Source organism: Streptomyces sp. NPDC111520 (genome assembly GCF_055635295.1).
This window is the reverse complement of record NZ_JBVKBW010000019.1, coordinates 82516-99119: the sequence shown is the minus strand read 5'-3', so window position 1 is coordinate 99119 and position 16604 is coordinate 82516. Positions and strand designations below refer to the sequence as shown.

The window sequence follows — 16604 nt, the reverse complement described above, 5'->3', positions numbered from 1 at the left end:
GTCCGGCCGGTCGCGGACGGTGGCGTCAGCTCGCCCGGTAGGCGGTCCACGAGCTCTTCATGCGGCTCACCTGGCCCGCGGTGAACTGGTACATGCAGGAGTCGTAGGTGTAGTCCATGAAGTTGTGGATCGGGTCGGTGCCGGCGGCCGTGCAGGTGTCGCGGCCGGTCGGGCAGGCGTTGGCGGCGGTCTTCTCGGCGGGCGTGTCGGAGACGTAGTCGCCGCTGGCGCCGCAGCCACCCTGGAAGGTGTGGTAGAGGCCCATCCAGTGGCCGACCTCGTGGGTGGCCGTGTCGCCCTGGTTGTAGTTCGTGGCGGAACCGCCCGGCACGGACGCGTCGAGGATGACGACGCCGTCGTCCTTGGGGTCGCCGGCGTACCAGCTCGGGAAGGTGGCCCAGCCGAGCAGGTCCTCCTGGAGGTTGGCCGAGTAGATGTTGAGCGCGCTCGCGCCGCCCTTGCGGAGGCTGGTCTTCATCGCCGTCTCCGCCGAGGAGCCCTCGGTCAGGTTGTACCAGGCGGCCCGGTCGGTGTAGTCCGTGGCGACCAGCGAGAACCGGAAGCCCGAGTCCACGTTGCCGGTGCCCTGGCCGGCGTAGGCGGCGTTGAGCACCGCCATCTGGCCGGCGATGGCCGAGGCGCTGAGCTTGCCGGTGCTGCCGCTGTGGACGACGTGCCAGTAGACCGGGATCGTCGTGGTCGCGGCGGCTGCGGCCCGGGAGCCCTTGGCCTCGGCCTTGACCATGGCGACGCGCTTCCTGAGGTCCGCGTCCATCGCCTGGGCGGCGGCGTCACTGAGGGCGTTGGGCTCGTGGGCAGTGGAGCCCTTCATCGTGCGGGCCGCGGCGTCGCCGCTGTCCGCGCACTGCTCGGCGGGGGTTCTCGTGTGCGCGGAGGCGCTGCTCACGGTCGCCGTGGCGCCGGTGAGGGGGAGCAAGGCCAGGGTTCCGACCACGGCGGCGAGACCGACGAGACGGCGGGAACGGGGGGTGCGTGACATGTGGGGGCACTCCTCGTGGGACGTACGGGAGGAATTTCCTCCTCGCCGCCCGGAGGTTATGTGTCCATGTCAGAACCGCGGCAGCCCTCTTCCGGCCCAATGGCGGACAGAGGGTAATCCCTAGACAACGAGCGCCCCTTGAGGGTCCGCGCCGGCCGGCGCGACGTCCCCGTGGCGCGGGGCGGGCGATGTGTCCGGATACGGACCCGGGGGGTCCCACCGCCCGCCCCGCGCCGGCCCTTTCCCGCGCGGCGCGCGGGCCTGGCCGGAAATCGACGTACGGGAGGCTCAGCGTACCGGTGAGTAGACCCGCTCGGCCTTCTGCGTGCCCGACAGGGTGCGGTACGAACGCTCCCAGGTGGAGGAGGCGTTCGGGTCGGTGCGGTCGGAGAGCGCGTAGTAGTCCATCTGCGCCCGCTCGCCGGTGATGTCCAGCACGCCGTAGCCGTGGGAGTCCATGTCCAGCCACTTCACGTGGCGGTTGGCGGCCTTCACCGCCGTCTCCGCGATCGTGGAGACGGTGTCCGGGGCGACCTTGAGGATGTCGTCCAGGTTGTCGGAGGTGACCGAGGTGACCACGAACTCGGTCGCGGCCGAGGCCGACAGCGGGTAGGTGGCCGCCTTCACGGGGACGTCGTTCGCCCACGCCATGTGGATGTCGCCGGTCAGGAAGACCGTGTTGCGGATGCCGTTGTCCCGCAGGTGGGCCAGGAGTTCGCGGCGGTCGTCGGTGTAGCCGTCCCACTGGTCGACGTTGACCGCCAGCCCCTCGGCGGGCAGGCCGAGCAGCTTCGCCAGCGGCGCCAGCAGGTAGTCGGGCAGCGCCCCGAAGGCGACCGGCGAGATCATCACCGAGTTGCCGATCAGCCGCCAGGTGGTGTCGGAGGCCTTGAGGCCGGCTTTCAGCCAGTCCAGCTGGGCCCGGCCGGTGATCGTCCGGTCCGGGTCGTCCACCGTGCCGCTGCCGATCGCGGCCTGCTGGGAGCGGAAGGAGCGCAGGTCGAGCAGGGACAGGTCGGCGAGCCTGCCGAAGCGCAGCCGCCGGTAGGTGGTGCCGGCGACCGAGGGGCGCACCGGCATCCACTCGAAGTAGGCCTGCTTCGCGGCCGCCACCCGGGCCGTCCAGGCGCCCTCGGCGCCCTCGGTGTGGTTCTCGGCGCCGCCGGACCAGGCGTCGTTGGCGAACTCGTGGTCGTCCCAGATCGCCACCACCGGGGCCGCGGCGTGCAGCGCCTGCAGGTCGGGGTCGGTCTTGTAGCGGCCGTGCCGGGTGCGGTAGTCGGCCAGGGTGACGATCTCGTGGGCGGGCGCGTGCGGACGGACGACGGTGCCGCGGGCGGCGTAGCCCCCGGTGCCGTACTCGTAGAGGTAGTCGCCCAGGTGCAGCCACGCGTCCAGGTCGCCGCGGGCGGCCAGGTGCCGGTACGCGGAGAAGTACCCGGCCTCCCAGTTGGCGCAGGAGACCACGCCGAAGCGCAGCCGGTCGGCGGTGGCGTTCTCGGCGGGCGCGGTACGAGCGCGGCCGGCCGCGGAGGTCACGCCGCCGGCGGTGAAGCGGTACCAGTAGTCCGTGCCGGGCTGCAGTCCGCGCACGTCCGCCTTGACGGTGTGGTCGGCGGCCGCGGTCGTGGTCGCCGTGCCGGTCGCCACGACGGAGGTGAACGCCTTGTCCCGGGCGACGGTCCAGGCCACGTCGGTCGCGGGGCCGAGCCCGGAGCCGGGGACGGCCTCGGGCACGGGCGTCACCCGCGTCCACAGCAGCACACCGTCGGGCAGGGGGTCACCGCAGGCCACGCCGTGCAGGAAGGCGGGCGACGCGGCGGCGGAGGCGGGGGCGGTGCCGGCCGTCAGCGGTATCAGCGCGGCACCGGTCACGACGGCGCCGGCCTTGACGACCGAACGGCGGGTGGGTGTTCTCGATGAAGTCCGTGAGGGTACAGAGGTCTCGGTCACGGCCGGTCAGATTACGCGTCAGTAACCCCTTTCCGGGACCCCGACGCACAAGAGTTCGGGAGGACTTCGCCCTCCGGTCCCCGGCACAACGCCGGGGACCGGAGGGCGGAAGCGGCCCTCGGGCCGGTGCTAGCCCTTGCCGATGATCTGGTCGACGGCGGCCGTGTACTGCTCCGGGGTCATCGCCTGCACGCTCTCAATGGGCTTGTCGTCGAGCTTGACGGTCGGCGTAGCGCTGATGCCGTCGGCGGTGAACTGCTTGTCCATGGTCAGCGCCCACTTGTCGTAGGTGCCGTTGCGGACCGCGTCCTCGAAGGTCTTGTTGCCCTTGAGCCCGTCGACCTTCTGCGCCAGCTCGATCAGCTTGTCGGCGCTGCCGAAGTCGTCCTTGGTCTCCTCGGGGTGGACGTCCTTGGAGTACAGCAGCGTGTGGTAGTCGACGAACGCCTCCTTGCTGACGTTCAGCGCGGCGCCCAGCGCGCTCAGGGCCTTCTTCGAGCCCTGGCCCTGGCCGAGGCTGTTGTCGAGGAACGCGCCCATGGTGTACGAGATCTTGTACTTGCCGTCCTTGGCGTCCTTCTGGACGGTCTCGCCCGAGGTCTGCTCGAACTGCGCGCAGACCGGGCAGCGCAGGTCCTCGTACACCTTCAGCGTGTGCTTGGCGCTCTCGTCGCCGATGACGATCGTCGTGCCGTCCTTGCCGGAGGAGTTGGCCGGCTTGACCAGCGGCTTCTCCGCGGCCTTCTCCCAGTAGTCCGGCGCGTTCATCTTGACGACGGCCACGGCTATGCCGGCGCCGAGCGCCAGCACGCCCAGCACGCCGCCGACGACGAAGAACTGCCGCCGCAGCTTCTCCCGCTTCGCCTGCCGCTCGCGCTCCACGCGCAGCCGCTCGCGGGCGGCACTCTTGGCGGCCTGGGTGTTCCGCTTGCTCATGATGGTGTGATCTCCGACTCGTACGTGGGGTGGGTGAGGGGTGTGGGCCGTGCTCAGCGGAAGCCGAGGCGGGCGGGCGGCCCTCGCCGTACGACGGAGTGCAGGAGCAGGGGCAGCGCCGGGGCGGCGGCCACGGGGCCGGCCGCGCCAAGGCGGGTGACGGCGCGCGGACCGGCCGTCCGGAAGACGGCCACCGCGACGAGCAACGGCCGGACGGCGGCGCGCAGCAGGCGGTGCAGGGCGTCCTCACCGCTGCGCAGCCACCCGGCGGCGACCAGGCCGACGCAGACGTGGGCCAGCAGCAGCAGCCACGGCGAGGTGGTGGGGCCGGACATCCCCGGCGCCGAGGCGAGCGAACCGCCGGCCTCGCCGTGGCAGACCAGCGCCTCGTTGATCGAGCGCCAGGAGCCGGTGACGGGACCGCCACCGGGGCCGTAGCAGGTGTTCTGGCCCGCCGTGAACAGGGTGTCGACGGCCAGTTCGAGCGGGACGAGCAGGCCGGCGATCGGCCAGTAGCCGCGCTCGCGGCCGCCGAGCGCGTACGCGACCGCGAAGACGGCCACGAAGGCCCCCGCCGTGGTCGTCATCGGCAGGGGCTCCCGCGAGAGCATGATGTGGGCGGTCGCGGACAGCGTCACGCACAGCGCGGCGAAGCATCCCGCGCGCAGTGCCCTCAGCCGGGGTCCGGTCCCTTCCATGGCGCCGAGTGTGCCATGCCGCTGTGTAAGCAATGCCTAAACCCCGGAACAAGGCCCCGGCTCAGAGACCCGGGATGCGGCCGTTGCGGAACAGGTCCACGAAGATCTGGTGGTCGGCACGGGCCCGGGCGCCGTAGGAGTGGGCGAACTCCACCAGCGACTCGACGAAGCCCTCCTCGTCCCGCGCTATGGCCGCGTCGATGGCGTCCTCCGTGGAGAACGGCACCAGGGAGTGCCCGCTCTCGTCGTCCGCCGCCGCGTGCATGCCGGCGGTGGCCCGGCCGAGGTCCGCGACGACGGCCTCGATCTGCTCCGGGTCGTCGATGTCCGACCAGTCCAGGTCCACCGCGTACGGCGACACCTCGGCGACCAGCTGCCCGACGCCGTCCAGCTCCGTCCAGCCCAGGTACGGATCGGCGTGCGCCTGCAGCGCGCGCTGCGAGATCACGGTGCGGTGGCCCTCGTGCCGGAAGTACTCGCGCACCGCGGCGTCGGTGATGTGCCGCGAGACCGCCGGGGTCTGCCCCTGCTTCATGTAGATGACGACGTCGTTCTCCAGGGCGTCGGTGTGGCCCTCGAGCAGGATGTTGTACGAGGGCAGGCCCGCGCTGCCGATGCCCACCCCGCGACGGCCCACGACGTCCTTGACCCGGTGGCTCTCCGGGTTGATCCGGCTGGTCTCCGGCAGCGTGTCCAGGTACGCCTCGAAGGCCCGCAGCACCTTCTCGCGGGTACCGCTGTCCAGTTCCACCGCGCCGCCGCCCGCGGTGAAGCGGCGGTCCCAGGCGCGGATCTCGGTCATGGAGTCCAGCAGCCCGAACCGGGTCTGCGAGCGGGCGTGGCGCAGCGCGTCCAGCAGCGGGCCCTCGGCGGAGTCCAGCGTCAGCGCGGGCACCCCCTCGCCATGGGCGAGGGCGCGGACGCGCTCGCGGTAGGCGGTGGCGTAGCTGCGCACCAGGCCGGAGATCACGTCGTCGGCCAGGGCCTTGCTGTAGCCGATCAGCGCTATGGAGGCGGCGAAGCGCTGCACGTCCCAGGTGAAGGGGCCGACGTAGGCCTCGTCGAAGTCGTTGACGTTGAAGATCAGCCGGCCGTTGGCGTCCAGGTACGTGCCGAAGTTCTCGGCGTGCAGGTCGCCGTGGATCCACACCCGGGAGGTGCGCTCGTCCAGGAACGGGCTGCCGTCCCCGGCGTCGGCCAGGTCGGCGTAGTAGAGGCAGGCGGTACCCCGGTAGAAGGCGAACGCGGACGCCGCCATCTTGCGGAACTTGACCCGGAACGCCGCGGGGTCGGCCGCCAGCAGCTCCCCGAACGCGGTGCCGAAGACCTCGAGGATCCGCTCGCCGCGCTCTTCGTCCGTCGTCATGCCTGTGGCCATCGGTGCGGTGCCTCCTGGGCTGGTCCGTGTCTGCCGGGTCAACGCAGCAGCGTACGCCCGCGTGCCCGGCGACGGCCCCGGGCGGGGCGTTGTTCGCGTCACGGCCGCCGGGCGTTCAACCGGGCACTTCCGGCCACGGTCGCGCGTTCTGGCTTGCGATGAACACCACCAGGGGGCGGGACACCGCGCGCCGCGGCCGGCGGCGCACCATGTTCGGGCTGCTGCTGATCGGCGGCCTCGTACTGGCCGCAGTGGCGTGGCCCACACTCTCCGCGCAGGTCCGCGCGGCCAACTGGCCGAAGGAGCAACCCCGCGGGCCCCAGCACATCACCGCCCGCATGGAGACGGTCCGCGACGCCGTCGTCAAGGAGTTCGGCTCCCGCGGCCTCGAGGGCGCCCCCGGCTGCTACCGCGAGGAGGGCGGCATCGCCGGCGGCGGCGAACACCCCCTCGGCCGCGCCTGCGACTTCATGCTCATGCCCGCCGGCGAGAAGGCCACCGGCAAACCCGACGCCCTGGGCGAGGACATCGTGGCCTGGGTCCGGGAGCACGCGGACGAGTACGGCATCTGGTACGTCATCTACGAGCAGCACATCTGGTCCAGCCGCCTCCCGCAGCAGGGCTGGAAACTGATGGAGGACCGCGGGTCCATCACCCAGAACCACTTCGACCACGTGCACATATCGGTCTACTGAGGCCGCCGCCGCCCGGCTGGGCCGGGCCTCCACAGGGAACAGCCCGGGGACGACCCCGCGGCGGTGCTCAACGAGTCGGGCGCCACCCCCGCTTGGGCGGGTCGACCGGGTCACTGATCATGGCGTGCCGGGATCGGTGTGGCACCATGCTCGCGTGAAGCGACTCAGAGAGGACGATGCCGCGTAGGCGGCCGTCTCAAGTCCGGGCTGCCGGTCGCGCTCCGCGTCGGCGGCCGGGAGAACCACCAGGGCGGGGTTTCCCCCGTGGTTCACGCAGCCTGTTCGCTGCCGCTGCCCGGCTTGAGCGCGAGCGGTTGTGGCCGGGGGCACTGACCCAAGCCCTGCTCCAGTGGTCACGTACAGCTCGCGGACTGTCCGGCGGCAGCGACTGCCCGCTGTGCGATCCCTTCTACAAAACCGATGAACGCACGGTCCTCGAGCTCGCGCTCCATGCCCTGCCTTCACGGCCGGCGCGCGAACTCCGGTCCATGGTCGAACCACTCGACGCGCTCTACCTGACGCGGACCTGGCCTGACCCCTACGCCTCCCCGGACGCGGGTTGGTGGGCCCGCCGGTGCCGGGACTGACTGCCGATCGGGGCTCGGTCGAGCAGCGAGAAGCGCACCGAGGAAGCCGTGGACCGGTCTTCGGCGGCCCGCGGGCCGATGACGGCCCCACCACGGCTCCGGACCGGGAGTGATGGGGCTCGCACCACAGGTCACAGACGTGCGGGTCTCTCCTCGGTCCACTGATCACCGGTCCGGAGAAGGCCCGCGCCCAGGGGTCGCGCGGGAAACCGCAGTGCGGCGGCACTCAGTCCTGATCTACAGTCGCCCCTGCCTGCCTCGCCGCCGATCGAAGTGGGGAGCGCTGTTCGGGGACGACCCACACCCCGGCCGATGTCCGCCGCACCATCAACCGTCGGCGACAGGCCGGTGAATGCCACGGTGGCGGGGGCTACTACGTCTGAGGCGTCCCCCGGGACGGTCGACGTCGTCGACGACCTTGTCCGGAGCGGTGACGACAGAAGTGTCCCTGCTTCGGGGCCGCTGACCCGAACGTCCGACTCCGGGAGCGTCCGTTTCCGTCCGAGGCGGCCTTGCCCCCGGCAGCCACCGCCCACCGGCGCGAGCCGACGTCCGCCCATGTCCCTCTGTGAGAGGAAGCACTTTTGTCGATGTCGATTCTCTACCGGGTTCGCGAGCCGTTTCCCGACGCGTCAAGCGCGCTGTCGCGGGCGCGCGCGATCATGCGCGAACTGGCCGACTGGACCAGCGACCCCTGGCCCCAACTGGAGCTGATCACCACAGGCGAGCAGTACGTGCACGCAGTCCACACGTTCGGCGCCGCGTTGGCCGCCTGGGACCCGGACCTGCCTGGATTCGAACCCGTCCGGGATGAACTGCGACGCCGAGGCGCCGCGTTCGACTGGGAGGATCGGAGGCTCTTGTTCCTTGCGGACATGCAGCTCCGCCCGGACCTGGCCGACCTGTGGCCGCTGCCCGAAGGCCTGTCGCTCTCCCTGGCCAAGACTCCGCCCTTCGGCGGTCCGGACAGCGAGCCCGAAGATGACTGCACCGAGGAGGAACTGGACCGGATGGTCTCCGTACTCGGGCCATTGACCATGGACGTCAGCTGGGGCTGCGGCTGGCGGGGCCTGGCCGATTCCAAAGGCTGCGGTGTCCGGCTCTGCCTGAACAGCGTCCAGGCCCAGCAGCACACCGAGGCGTCCCCCGGCAAGTTCGAGGTCTGGGTCTCCCTCGGCTCCCGCGTCGCCTGGAGCCCGGCCGCCCAGGCATGGCTGCGCGACTCGGAACTGCCATTGGGCGAGACCCAGATGGGCTAGACCCGTACCTGAGCGGCACCGCGTGCCCCGGCTTGCCGTCGGTCCGAGCTTCCGTACCCGCGTATCGCGGAGCCGGCGAAAGAAGCAATGGTCACTGCGACGCGGCCCCGGGCGGAACGGCCCGCCGAGCGGCGTTGACGCCGTCCGGCGAAAGCACGCTTGCGCAGTCTGCTTGGATACCGCGGATGACGACGAGTTCTCCCGCTCCCCGCGTAGACGACGCCGGTTCCGCCCGTCTGAGGGCCCTGCTGGAACGTGCCGCCACGGGGCGGGACGACCAGGCTTGGGGCGACCTCTGGACGGAGCTCTACCACAACGGCTCCCTGGACGTCGCCGATCCGCTGGTGCTGCACACGCTGGCCGGCTTGGCGGAAGTCGACCACGCCGACACCGCAGCTTCGGCCCTCCACCTGTCCGGCGCCCTTCTCGTCCAGGCCGACCAGCGGTACGAGACCCGAGACCTGCGGCATCGATACGCACCGGAAGTCGCACGCCTACTGCGCGCCGCAAACCGGTGGCGACAGGTCACGACCGACCGGAACGACTACTGCCACCTGGTTGAGGCGGTCCTGAACCTGGAAGGCGACATCCACTGGGCGGAGAACCTGATCGGTGGCGTCGTCGGCGAGGAATACGAGCTCGAGTGCCCCGACCCTGACGGATGCGCGTCGCTGTGGGTGGTGTTCGGAGAGTACGGCTTCTTCAGTGCGGCGGAGGACCACGCGCTCTCCGACGACATCGAGACCTTCCCTCTCCATCCGGCCGACCCCCGCACTCTGGGCGGTTTGGGCCGGCGCCTCCACGACCTCGCCCAGGCCGACGGCCATGAGGACGTCGCGCGTGCGCTGACCTATGCCTTCGGTGAGGCGACTTGCCCGGAGTGCGGGCAACGCTTCTCCGTCGTCGAACAGGTCATCGCCGGTTCTGGCTGAGAACCGCGGCGGGCAGCGGGGGTACGAAGCCACGGCCTCTTCGTCCCCCAGGCAATGGGGCGCCTGTGTGACCGACGAGCCGCCTGGTCATAACCCTCGATGAAGGCCAACACCGAGTGCACGGACTTCGGTGAAACGAACATGCCTGGCCGCTTGGCGAGATGGCCGAAGTACTCGCGCTCGCTCAGGTCTGTCAGCTTCGTCATAGGCGGATTACGGTCCGCGGATCGAAGGACCGAGGCTGCAGACGTACGCCGACCTGAGCGGCGCCGAACTGCGTCAAAGCGACCCCGTCACCACTGTTACGAGTCCCTTTTGCTGTACACGCCGAGTACGGCGTCATGGGAGACATCGGCCCACGCCCCCGTCAGGCGTCGTTGGCGTCGGTTGTGAATGCCGGTGCCCCCGATTTGGAGCCGCGGGCCGTCGGTGGGGTGGGGCGACGCGCTTCCCGCCACTGACGTCTCTTGTCCGCCGCGGCCCCTCCTCCGGCGGCACCCCTCCGCCACGCGGCCCGCTTCGCCCACTCTTGCCCGCCAAGGAAGCCCAACAGCACGAGACTCGACGCCCCGAGGAAACGGCTGATGGCGTCGTCCTCGGTCATCACGTTCATGAGCTGCGGCACAATCAACAGCAGGTACCAGGCCGGGTGGTTCTGCCATTTCGGTTTGTCCGCCACTCCTACCCCTCACAGGTCGCACACGAGTCCGCACCCCGGGCGATTGTGCCCTACGGCGGATTGCGCGCTGTACGGTCAGTGAGGTTGGTGAGGCAGATCAGTCCCAGCAGCCGTGACCGACAGCTCGACGTTCGGCTGAGGCCGGCGTCAAGGCGCCCACGGCCCCGTGGTCGGCGGTGGCGACCGCGTACGCCCGCTCGACCTCGCTCAGGTACTGCTCGAGGCGGAACCGCACCTCCTCGACGGGTCCGCCGTCGTCGCCGGGATACGTCAGGCCGGACCAGATGACCGTCCCGCCCCGCTGACGGATGCGGATGCGCAGCATGTCCGGCCCCGGGCCGGGCTGTTCCGCCGCCACCTCCACCGCGAGCGGCGTGTCCGCCGGATACAGGGGCCCGCCCGGCCGGAGCAGCCGCCTCGGGTCGAGGCCGGCCATTCTGCTGTCGCTCCGGGTGACCACGTCGAGACCGTCGACGAAGAGGTACGTGTGACCGCCGGCGCACACGGGCTCCCCGGGACACGTGCCGATCAGCAGTGAACTCACCGCGCCATCGCCTCGCCCCCGGGACGTGGCGGCCCTCACCGCGCGCGGCGACCTACGCGGCATCTCCCTGATGTGACGTCATGGGGCGATCGCAGCGTCGGCGTCTGACAGGCGGCCGCTCGCAATGGCTGACCCCCACGCTCAGGCCAGCGGCCCCCCTCCCACCCGTCCCTCCCCCGTTCCGGACGGGAAGGTGCGATCAACGCGTCCTCGCGCCGCCGTCACCGTCACCGCCACCGTCAACGCTCCTCCGGCCGGGCCTCGTGCGGAGGTGCATGCGCTCGCCCTGGCGCCCGAAGAGGCTGAGGATCTCGACGGGCCGGCCGTCGGCGCTGCCGAACCAGTGGGGCAGCCGGGTGTCGAACTCGGCCGCCTCCCCCACGCCGAGGACGGCCTCGCCGTCGCCCAGCAGGAGGCGGAGCCGTCCGGAGAGCACGTACAGCCACTCGTGGCCCTCGTGGACGCGGAGGTCGGGCTCGCACTGGGCGACGGGGATGACGACCTTCCAGGCCTGGGGGGAGCCGGGCCGGCGGGTGAGCGGCACGACGGTACGGCCGTTCACGCGGCGGGGTCTGAGGCGTACCCGGGGGTCGCCCACCTCGGGGGCGCCGACCAGTTCGTCCAGCGGCACGCGGTGCGCCTGGGCGATCGGGAGGAGGAGTTCGAGGCTGGGGCGGCGCCGGCCGGTCTCCAGGCGGGACAGGGTGCTCGTGGAGATGCCCGTGGCCTGCGAGAGCGCGGCCAGGGTGACGCCCCGCCGCGTGCGCAGGCGTTTGAGGCGGGGGCCGACCTCCGCCAGGGCGGCGGCGATCGAGGACAGGTCTTCCATCCGCCCATTCCACCCCGGCCGCCCCGGGGACGGCAACGCGCGCCGCACGCGGGACCTCACGGCGGTCGACCGAGGCAGAGCCCCCGCCGCTCCCCTCCGCACCCAGGGGATACGGTCGGGGTCGAGCCGGGAGGTGGGGGCCGTGGGTGTGACGGGCGTCTGGGTGGTGGGAGCCGTCCCCGATGACGTGGTGCGGGCACACGCGCGTACGCCCCGGCCCGCGGCCCGGGACGAGGAGCTGCCGCCGGAGCTCGCGCGGGCGCTCGCCTGGTGGGCCGAAAACGCTGACACAACGCGGCCCTTGAAAGACGATCCGGCCGCGCTGCGGTTCGCCGAACTCGTCGACTCCGCGAGCGCCGCCGAGGACGACGAGCCTACGCTGACGCTGCAGGACGAACTCATGCACCTCATGCCGCAGATCGACGGCGAGGGCCCGTTCGCCGCCGCCGCCCGCAAGGCCGGCCCCGTCGCGGCACTCGTCTACGCCCTCGGCCCCGCGGCCTCGGCCCAGTTGCCCGGCAGGTTCGGCGAGTTCCTGCTCACCCACGACGGGCTGGCGGCGGCGCTCCCCGGGGCGGAACGGGCCCTGGACCTCTCCGGGGCCCGCCGGGAGCACGTCCTCGCCCGCGCGGCCGACTGGATGTGCGCCCTGGGCGATCCGGAGTTCGACGCGGCGGAATTGCTCGACGCCCCCCTGCGCGTGCTGCGTCACGCCACCCGGTCCGGCCATGGCGCCGCCGCGTTCAGCCGCTGGTACTGAGCCGGACCGCGATCCGCTAGGTTGAACGCGTTCAAAGCGGTGTACGCCAGGGGGAAGGGGCGGCCATGGGGGCTGGGACGGGGCGGCCGGAGGTACGGACGGGGATCGGGCGCCGGCAGTGGGTGCTCGCGGTGGGGGCGGCGGCGGTGGCGGTGCCCGGGCTGCTCCACGGGCTGGACAGCTTCTACGGCGGCTTCTTCGTGTTGTCCGTGGTGCCGCTGGCGCTGCCGCCGCTCCTGGCGCGGTTCCCCAGGGTCTTCGCCCAGGCCTGCGTCGTCATCGCGCTCGCGCTGATCGTCTGGTCCGTCATCGGCGCGGCGATCGCGATATACGTGTTCCTGCCCTCGGCCGCGTTCCTCCTGCTGGCGGCGGCCGCCGGACCGCGCGGGGCCGGCGTCGCTCAGGGGCGTATCCAGCAGTAGAGGCGCCGTCCGTCCGCCGTGGCGCGGCCGGCCAGCCCGGCGAGCTCCTTGAGGAACAGCCCGAGGACGTCCGGACCGTGGACGCCGTGGAGACCCTCGGAGGTACGGGACCACCCCATGGCGACGTCGTCGAGCAGGTCCGCGTCGAAGGCGGCGAGTGCGTCGCGGAAGCTGTCGGTGAGGGAGACGGCGACCACCCTGCCCTCACCGGCCACCCCCACCAGGGCGCCGCGGCGCGGGTCGGAGCGCACGTCCTCGGGGGCGCGGCCGGTGATGAGGACCTCCGCGGGGAGCAACTCCACGACCGGGTCGATGCCCTGGGTCACGTGCTGGTCGCGGCTGCCGGCCTCGGCCCGGCGGAACTCGCGGACCACGGCGCGGGCGGCGTCCTTGTCGTCGGCGGCGGAGTAGTACCCGTAGAGAACACCCATGTATCGGATGATCTCAGCGGGCACTGACAACGGCCCCCGCCCACCGGGCCGTTACCCGTCCTCGCCCGCCTCCGTGGCGTCCGTGGCGTCCGTGCCCCCCGCCTGCGCCTCCCCCGCCTCCGCCGCGAGGTCCGCCAGGAAGTCCAGCGCCACCGCCCACGTCTGCTCGGCCGCCTCCGCGTCGTAGTCGTCGAGGTCCGGGTCGGTGAAGAGGTGGCCCGCCCCGTGGTAGCGGTGGATCTCCACGTCGGCGCCCGCCTTGCGGATGCGCAGGTACCAGGCGTTCAGCCAGTCGTCGGGCTCGAAGGGGTCGGGATCGGCGACGTGCAGTTGGACGGGGAGGTCGGTGGTGGCGTCGTCGGCGATGTCGGAGGTGCCGTGCAGCAGCAGGAGGCCGCGGGCCTTCTCGTCGGCGAGGGCGAGGTTCTGCGCGATGGAACCGCCCAGCGAGAACCCGGCGTAGACCAGGCCCCGGTCGGAGAGCGGGCCGGAGACGGTGACGGCGCGCATGAGCAGTTCGTCGCGGCCGATCTCGTCCTTGACGGCCATCCCCTCCTCGACGGTGTCCGCGGTGCGGCCCTCGTAGAGGTCGGGCACGTGCACCTCGTGCCCGGCCGCCCGCAGCCGGTCGGCGGCGGCGTGCACGGCGGGACGGAGTCCGTAGGCCGAGTGGAACAGCACGATGGTCATGCCGGAGGTCACAATCTCACGTCCCATGGGTGGTGCACGATCGGGGTACGGGCTCCATCATGCCCGTTACCGTCGAAACCATGGACTCCGTCGTACGGCCGCTGGGCGTGGTGGGCGGCTCCCTCATCGTGACTCTCGCCGTGGGCTGGGCCGTCGACCACGCGCTGCGCCGCGCGGACGCCCGGCACCCGGAGACCCCGCTGTGGAACCTGCTGCGGCGCGCACGGCTGGCGCTCCAGCTGGTGATCTGCAGCTCGCTGCTGCGCGGTTCGTACGAACAGGCGCACCTGGCCCGCGGCCACACCCGCGGGATCGGGCAGGTGCTGACGCTGGTGCTGATCGGTGCCTGCGCCTGGCTGGTGGTCAGGGTCGCGGCGGCCGTGGTGGAGGCCTCGTACTCCCGGTACGCCTCCGCCGCCCAGGACGCGGCGCGGGTGCGGCGGGTGCGGACGCAGGTGACGCTGATCCAGCGGGTGGTCACCGCGGTCGTCGGAGTGGTCGCGGTGGCGGCCATGCTGCTGACCTTCCCCGCGATGCGCGGCTTCGGCGCCTCGATGCTGGCCTCCGCGGGGCTGATCGGCATCGTCGCGGGCATCGCCGCCCAGTCGACGCTGGGCAACCTCTTCGCGGGGCTGCAGATCGCGTTCGGGGACATGGTCCGGATCGGCGACGCGGTGGTCGTGGAGGGCGAGTGGGGGACGGTGGAGGAGATCACCCTCACCTACCTGGTGGTGCGCACCTGGGACGAGCGGCGGATCACCATGCCGGTCTCGTACTTCACCAGCAAGCCCTTCGAGAACTGGTCCCGCGGCAACGCCCGGATGACCGGCACCGTCTACTTCCACCTGGACCACGCCACACCCGTCGACCTGATGCGCGAGCACCTCCACGACGTCCTCAAGGAGTGCGAGCAGTGGGACGGCCGGGCCTGGGGCCTGGTGGTGACGGACACCACCCCGTCCACCATCGAGGTGCGGGCGCTGGCCACGGCCAAGGACGCGGACGACATCTGGACGGTGCGCTGCGTGGTGCGGGAGCACATGATCGACTGGCTGCGCCGCGAGCACCCGTACGCGCTGCCGCGCATCAACACCGCCACCGCCCCCGGTCTGGCCGAGGCCCCGGACCGCGAGCAGGCCACGCCCGGGGCGGGCGACATCGGTCCCGGCCCCGGGGCCCGGTAGGGGCCGGGCGGCGGCGCCTACCGGGACACGCGCAGGCTGCGGACGTCGAGCTGGCGCAGCACCCGGTCGACGATCTCGGGGTCGTATCCGGGCTCGCTGCGGGCGGCGAGGACCTCGTGCCGGGCGGCGGAGAACATGTCGCGCTGGACGCGCTCGACGGTCCTGAGACGGCGGACACGGGCGGTGTGCCGGTCGCGCTTCTCGTCGTCGACGATGTCGGGGCAGATCCGGGCCCCGACGTCGAAGGCGCGGCGGTGCAGGAGTTCGGAGACCTCCTCGGAGAAGTCCTCGGTCGCCTCGACCTCCTTCAGCCGCTGCTTGGCGGCGGCCATGGCGCGCAGCGCGAGCAGCATCTCCATGTCGTGCTCCACCTGGGTGTCGCTGCTCACCCCGAGGCGTTTGACGACCTTCGGAAGGGTGAGCCCCTGCAGCACGAGGGTGGTGAGGACGACCGAGAAGGCGATGAAGAGGATCTCGTCGCGCGCCGGGAAGGGCGCGCCGGACTCCGTGGTGTGCGGGATGGCCAGCGCCAGGGCGATGGACGCCACTCCGCGCATCCCGGCCCACCACATGACGACGGTCTCGCGCCACGACAGGGGGATGTCCTCGTCGAGGTCGCGCCGTTTGTGCAGTTTCCTGGTGACCGCCGCGGCCGGCATCAGGTAGGCCAGCCGTACGAGGACGACCGCGCCGACGACGATCGCCGCGTGGCTCAGCATGGTGCCCCAGCGGCCGGCGCCGACGCCGAAGACGTTGTGCAGCTCCAGGCCGATCAGGCCGAAGGCGACACCTGTGACGAGCGTGTCGACGACCTCCCAGAAGGTGGCGCCGACCAGCCGCCCGGTCACGTCGTCGGCGTCGCGGGCGTGTTCGGCCAGGAACAGCGCGGTGGTGAGCACGGCGAGGACTCCGGAGCCGTGCGCTTCGTCGGCGATCGCGTAGGAGGCGAACGGGACGAGCAGCGAGAGCCCGATCTGCAGGGTCGGGTCGCCCACGACCCCCATCAGCTTGGAGGCGGTCCAGCCGAGCACGACGCCGACGGCGACCGCGACCACCGCCGACAGCAGCAGTTCGCCGAGCGCCTCCGGCCAGGAGAAGGAGCCCGTCACGGCCGCGGCGACGGCCACGTTGTAGACGACGATCGCGGTGACGTCGTTGAAGAGCCCCTCGCCCTCCAGGGTCGACACCATGCGGCGCGGCAGTCCCAGCCGCCCGGCGACGGCGGTCGCGGCCACCGGGTCGGGCGGGGCGACCAGCGCGCCGAGCGCGAGGGCGGCGGCGATGGAGATGCCGGGGACGACGGCGCTGGCGATGGCGCCCACCGCCGCGGTGGTGATCAGCACCAGCGCGACGGCCAGCAGGAAGATGGCCTTCTTGTTGGCGGCGAACTGCCGCCAGGACGTGCGCTGTACGGAGGCGTAGAGCAGCGGCGGCAGCACGAGCGGAAGGATGAGCTCGGGGTTGATCTGCACGTTCGGCACGAACGGCAGGAGGGCCAGGACGACCCCGAGCAACGTCATCAGAACGGGCGACGGCAGCCCCATCCGGTCGCCCAGCGGCACCATGACGATGGCCGCGAGCATCAGGGCGAAGAACAGCGCGAGTTGATCCACACCCCTAGCGTGGC

Annotated in this window: 17 protein-coding genes; 6 read left to right on the top strand and 11 right to left on the bottom strand. The window is 71.8% G+C overall.

Annotated elements, in window-relative coordinates; all coding sequences use genetic code 11:
* Window positions 1-25: 25 nt before the first annotated feature.
* The 5 genes from ACZ7MY_RS34380 to ACZ7MY_RS34360 all read right to left on the bottom strand — a co-directional run bounded on the left by ACZ7MY_RS34380 (window position 26) and on the right by ACZ7MY_RS34360 (window position 5965).
* Window positions 26-1000 (bottom strand): zinc metalloprotease, encoded by a 975-nt coding sequence (locus ACZ7MY_RS34380; RefSeq protein WP_499607871.1) that lies wholly within the window; start codon window positions 998-1000, stop codon window positions 26-28.
* Between the two features lie 288 nt (window positions 1001-1288).
* A complete protein-coding gene (locus ACZ7MY_RS34375) occupies window positions 1289-2953 on the bottom strand; it encodes an alkaline phosphatase D family protein (RefSeq protein WP_499607868.1) in 1665 nt (554 codons plus the stop codon).
* A gap of 129 nt (window positions 2954-3082) precedes the next feature.
* On the bottom strand, window positions 3083-3889 hold the full coding sequence (locus tag ACZ7MY_RS34370; protein WP_499607865.1) for a DsbA family protein: 807 nt from the start codon (window positions 3887-3889) through the stop codon (window positions 3083-3085).
* Between the two features lie 53 nt (window positions 3890-3942).
* Window positions 3943-4587 (bottom strand): hypothetical protein, encoded by a 645-nt coding sequence (locus ACZ7MY_RS34365; RefSeq protein WP_499607862.1) that lies wholly within the window; start codon window positions 4585-4587, stop codon window positions 3943-3945.
* Between the two features lie 61 nt (window positions 4588-4648).
* Window positions 4649-5965 (bottom strand): DUF2252 domain-containing protein, encoded by a 1317-nt coding sequence (locus ACZ7MY_RS34360; RefSeq protein WP_499607859.1) that lies wholly within the window; start codon window positions 5963-5965, stop codon window positions 4649-4651.
* 158 nt (window positions 5966-6123) lie between these two features.
* Here ACZ7MY_RS34360 and ACZ7MY_RS34355 point away from each other — a divergent pair, with 158 nt between their 5' ends.
* The 3 genes from ACZ7MY_RS34355 (at window position 6124) to ACZ7MY_RS34345 (ending at window position 9438) form a co-directional block, all read left to right on the top strand.
* Window positions 6124-6660: a VldE C-terminal domain-containing protein gene (locus ACZ7MY_RS34355; RefSeq protein WP_499607856.1), complete on the top strand. Its 537-nt coding sequence runs from the start codon at window positions 6124-6126 to the stop codon at window positions 6658-6660.
* A 1177-nt stretch (window positions 6661-7837) separates the two neighbouring features.
* Complete coding sequence (locus ACZ7MY_RS34350; protein WP_499607853.1) at window positions 7838-8506, top strand: hypothetical protein; 669 nt, start codon at window positions 7838-7840, stop codon at window positions 8504-8506.
* Window positions 8507-8691: 185 nt separating this feature from the next.
* On the top strand, window positions 8692-9438 hold the full coding sequence (locus ACZ7MY_RS34345) for a hypothetical protein (protein WP_499607850.1): 747 nt from the start codon (window positions 8692-8694) through the stop codon (window positions 9436-9438).
* Between the two features lie 367 nt (window positions 9439-9805).
* Here the strand turns inward: ACZ7MY_RS34345 and ACZ7MY_RS34340 are convergent, their stop codons facing one another.
* The 3 genes from ACZ7MY_RS34340 to ACZ7MY_RS34330 form a co-directional block, all read right to left on the bottom strand.
* Window positions 9806-10117, bottom strand: coding sequence for a hypothetical protein (locus tag ACZ7MY_RS34340; RefSeq protein ID WP_499607848.1), 312 nt, complete (start codon window positions 10115-10117; stop codon window positions 9806-9808).
* 97 nt (window positions 10118-10214) lie between these two features.
* A complete protein-coding gene (locus ACZ7MY_RS34335) occupies window positions 10215-10661 on the bottom strand; it encodes a hypothetical protein (RefSeq protein ID WP_499607845.1) in 447 nt (148 codons plus the stop codon).
* Window positions 10662-10860: 199 nt separating this feature from the next.
* On the bottom strand, window positions 10861-11490 hold the full coding sequence (locus ACZ7MY_RS34330; RefSeq protein WP_499607843.1) for a helix-turn-helix domain-containing protein: 630 nt from the start codon (window positions 11488-11490) through the stop codon (window positions 10861-10863).
* A gap of 301 nt (window positions 11491-11791) precedes the next feature.
* On the opposite strand from ACZ7MY_RS34330, the gene ACZ7MY_RS34325 reads away from it, so the two are divergent.
* Together ACZ7MY_RS34325 and ACZ7MY_RS34320 are read left to right on the top strand one after the other, a co-directional pair.
* The gene (locus ACZ7MY_RS34325; protein WP_499607840.1) at window positions 11792-12250 is read left to right on the top strand and encodes a hypothetical protein; all 459 of its coding nucleotides are present in this window, start codon (window positions 11792-11794) and stop codon (window positions 12248-12250) included.
* Window positions 12251-12315: 65 nt separating this feature from the next.
* Window positions 12316-12672, top strand: coding sequence for a hypothetical protein (locus ACZ7MY_RS34320; RefSeq protein WP_499607837.1), 357 nt, complete (start codon window positions 12316-12318; stop codon window positions 12670-12672).
* Here ACZ7MY_RS34320 and ACZ7MY_RS34315 read toward each other — a convergent pair.
* Window positions 12651-13103, bottom strand: coding sequence for a hypothetical protein (locus ACZ7MY_RS34315; protein ID WP_499607834.1), 453 nt, complete (start codon window positions 13101-13103; stop codon window positions 12651-12653). The two genes, ACZ7MY_RS34320 and ACZ7MY_RS34315, sit on opposite strands and share 22 nt — an antisense overlap.
* Window positions 13104-13154: 51 nt before the next feature.
* Window positions 13155-13793, bottom strand: coding sequence for a dienelactone hydrolase family protein (locus ACZ7MY_RS34310; RefSeq protein ID WP_499607990.1), 639 nt, complete (start codon window positions 13791-13793; stop codon window positions 13155-13157).
* Between the two features lie 80 nt (window positions 13794-13873).
* Between ACZ7MY_RS34310 and ACZ7MY_RS34305 the strand changes: the two genes are divergently transcribed.
* Window positions 13874-14977 carry a mechanosensitive ion channel family protein gene (locus ACZ7MY_RS34305; RefSeq protein WP_499607832.1) on the top strand — a complete coding sequence of 368 codons (1104 nt, stop codon included), beginning with the start codon at window positions 13874-13876 and terminating at the stop codon, window positions 14975-14977.
* A gap of 17 nt (window positions 14978-14994) precedes the next feature.
* Here ACZ7MY_RS34305 and ACZ7MY_RS34300 read toward each other — a convergent pair whose 3' ends face one another.
* Window positions 14995-16590, bottom strand: coding sequence for a Na+/H+ antiporter (locus tag ACZ7MY_RS34300; RefSeq protein WP_499607829.1), 1596 nt, complete (start codon window positions 16588-16590; stop codon window positions 14995-14997).
* Between the last annotated feature and the right edge of the window lie 14 nt (window positions 16591-16604).

What these genes read in the sequence shown, in the direction of transcription:
- ACZ7MY_RS34380 (WP_499607871.1), bottom strand. Translation starts at nt 1,000, where the DNA reads ATGTCACGCACCCCCCGTTCCCGCCGTCTCGTCGGTCTCGCCGCCGTG.
- ACZ7MY_RS34370 (WP_499607865.1), bottom strand. Translation starts at nt 3,889, where the DNA reads ATGAGCAAGCGGAACACCCAGGCCGCCAAGAGTGCCGCCCGCGAGCGG.
- ACZ7MY_RS34365 (WP_499607862.1), bottom strand. Translation starts at nt 4,587, where the DNA reads ATGGAAGGGACCGGACCCCGGCTGAGGGCACTGCGCGCGGGATGCTTC.
- ACZ7MY_RS34360 (WP_499607859.1), bottom strand. Translation starts at nt 5,965, where the DNA reads ATGGCCACAGGCATGACGACGGACGAAGAGCGCGGCGAGCGGATCCTC.
- ACZ7MY_RS34355 (WP_499607856.1), top strand. Translation starts at nt 6,124, where the DNA reads ATGAACACCACCAGGGGGCGGGACACCGCGCGCCGCGGCCGGCGGCGC.
- ACZ7MY_RS34350 (WP_499607853.1), top strand. Translation starts at nt 7,838, where the DNA reads ATGTCGATTCTCTACCGGGTTCGCGAGCCGTTTCCCGACGCGTCAAGC.
- ACZ7MY_RS34345 (WP_499607850.1), top strand. Translation starts at nt 8,692, where the DNA reads ATGACGACGAGTTCTCCCGCTCCCCGCGTAGACGACGCCGGTTCCGCC.
- ACZ7MY_RS34330 (WP_499607843.1), bottom strand. Translation starts at nt 11,490, where the DNA reads ATGGAAGACCTGTCCTCGATCGCCGCCGCCCTGGCGGAGGTCGGCCCC.
- ACZ7MY_RS34320 (WP_499607837.1), top strand. Translation starts at nt 12,316, where the DNA reads ATGGGGGCTGGGACGGGGCGGCCGGAGGTACGGACGGGGATCGGGCGC.
- ACZ7MY_RS34315 (WP_499607834.1), bottom strand. Translation starts at nt 13,103, where the DNA reads ATGGGTGTTCTCTACGGGTACTACTCCGCCGCCGACGACAAGGACGCC.
- ACZ7MY_RS34310 (WP_499607990.1), bottom strand. Translation starts at nt 13,793, where the DNA reads ATGACCATCGTGCTGTTCCACTCGGCCTACGGACTCCGTCCCGCCGTG.
- ACZ7MY_RS34305 (WP_499607832.1), top strand. Translation starts at nt 13,874, where the DNA reads ATGGACTCCGTCGTACGGCCGCTGGGCGTGGTGGGCGGCTCCCTCATC.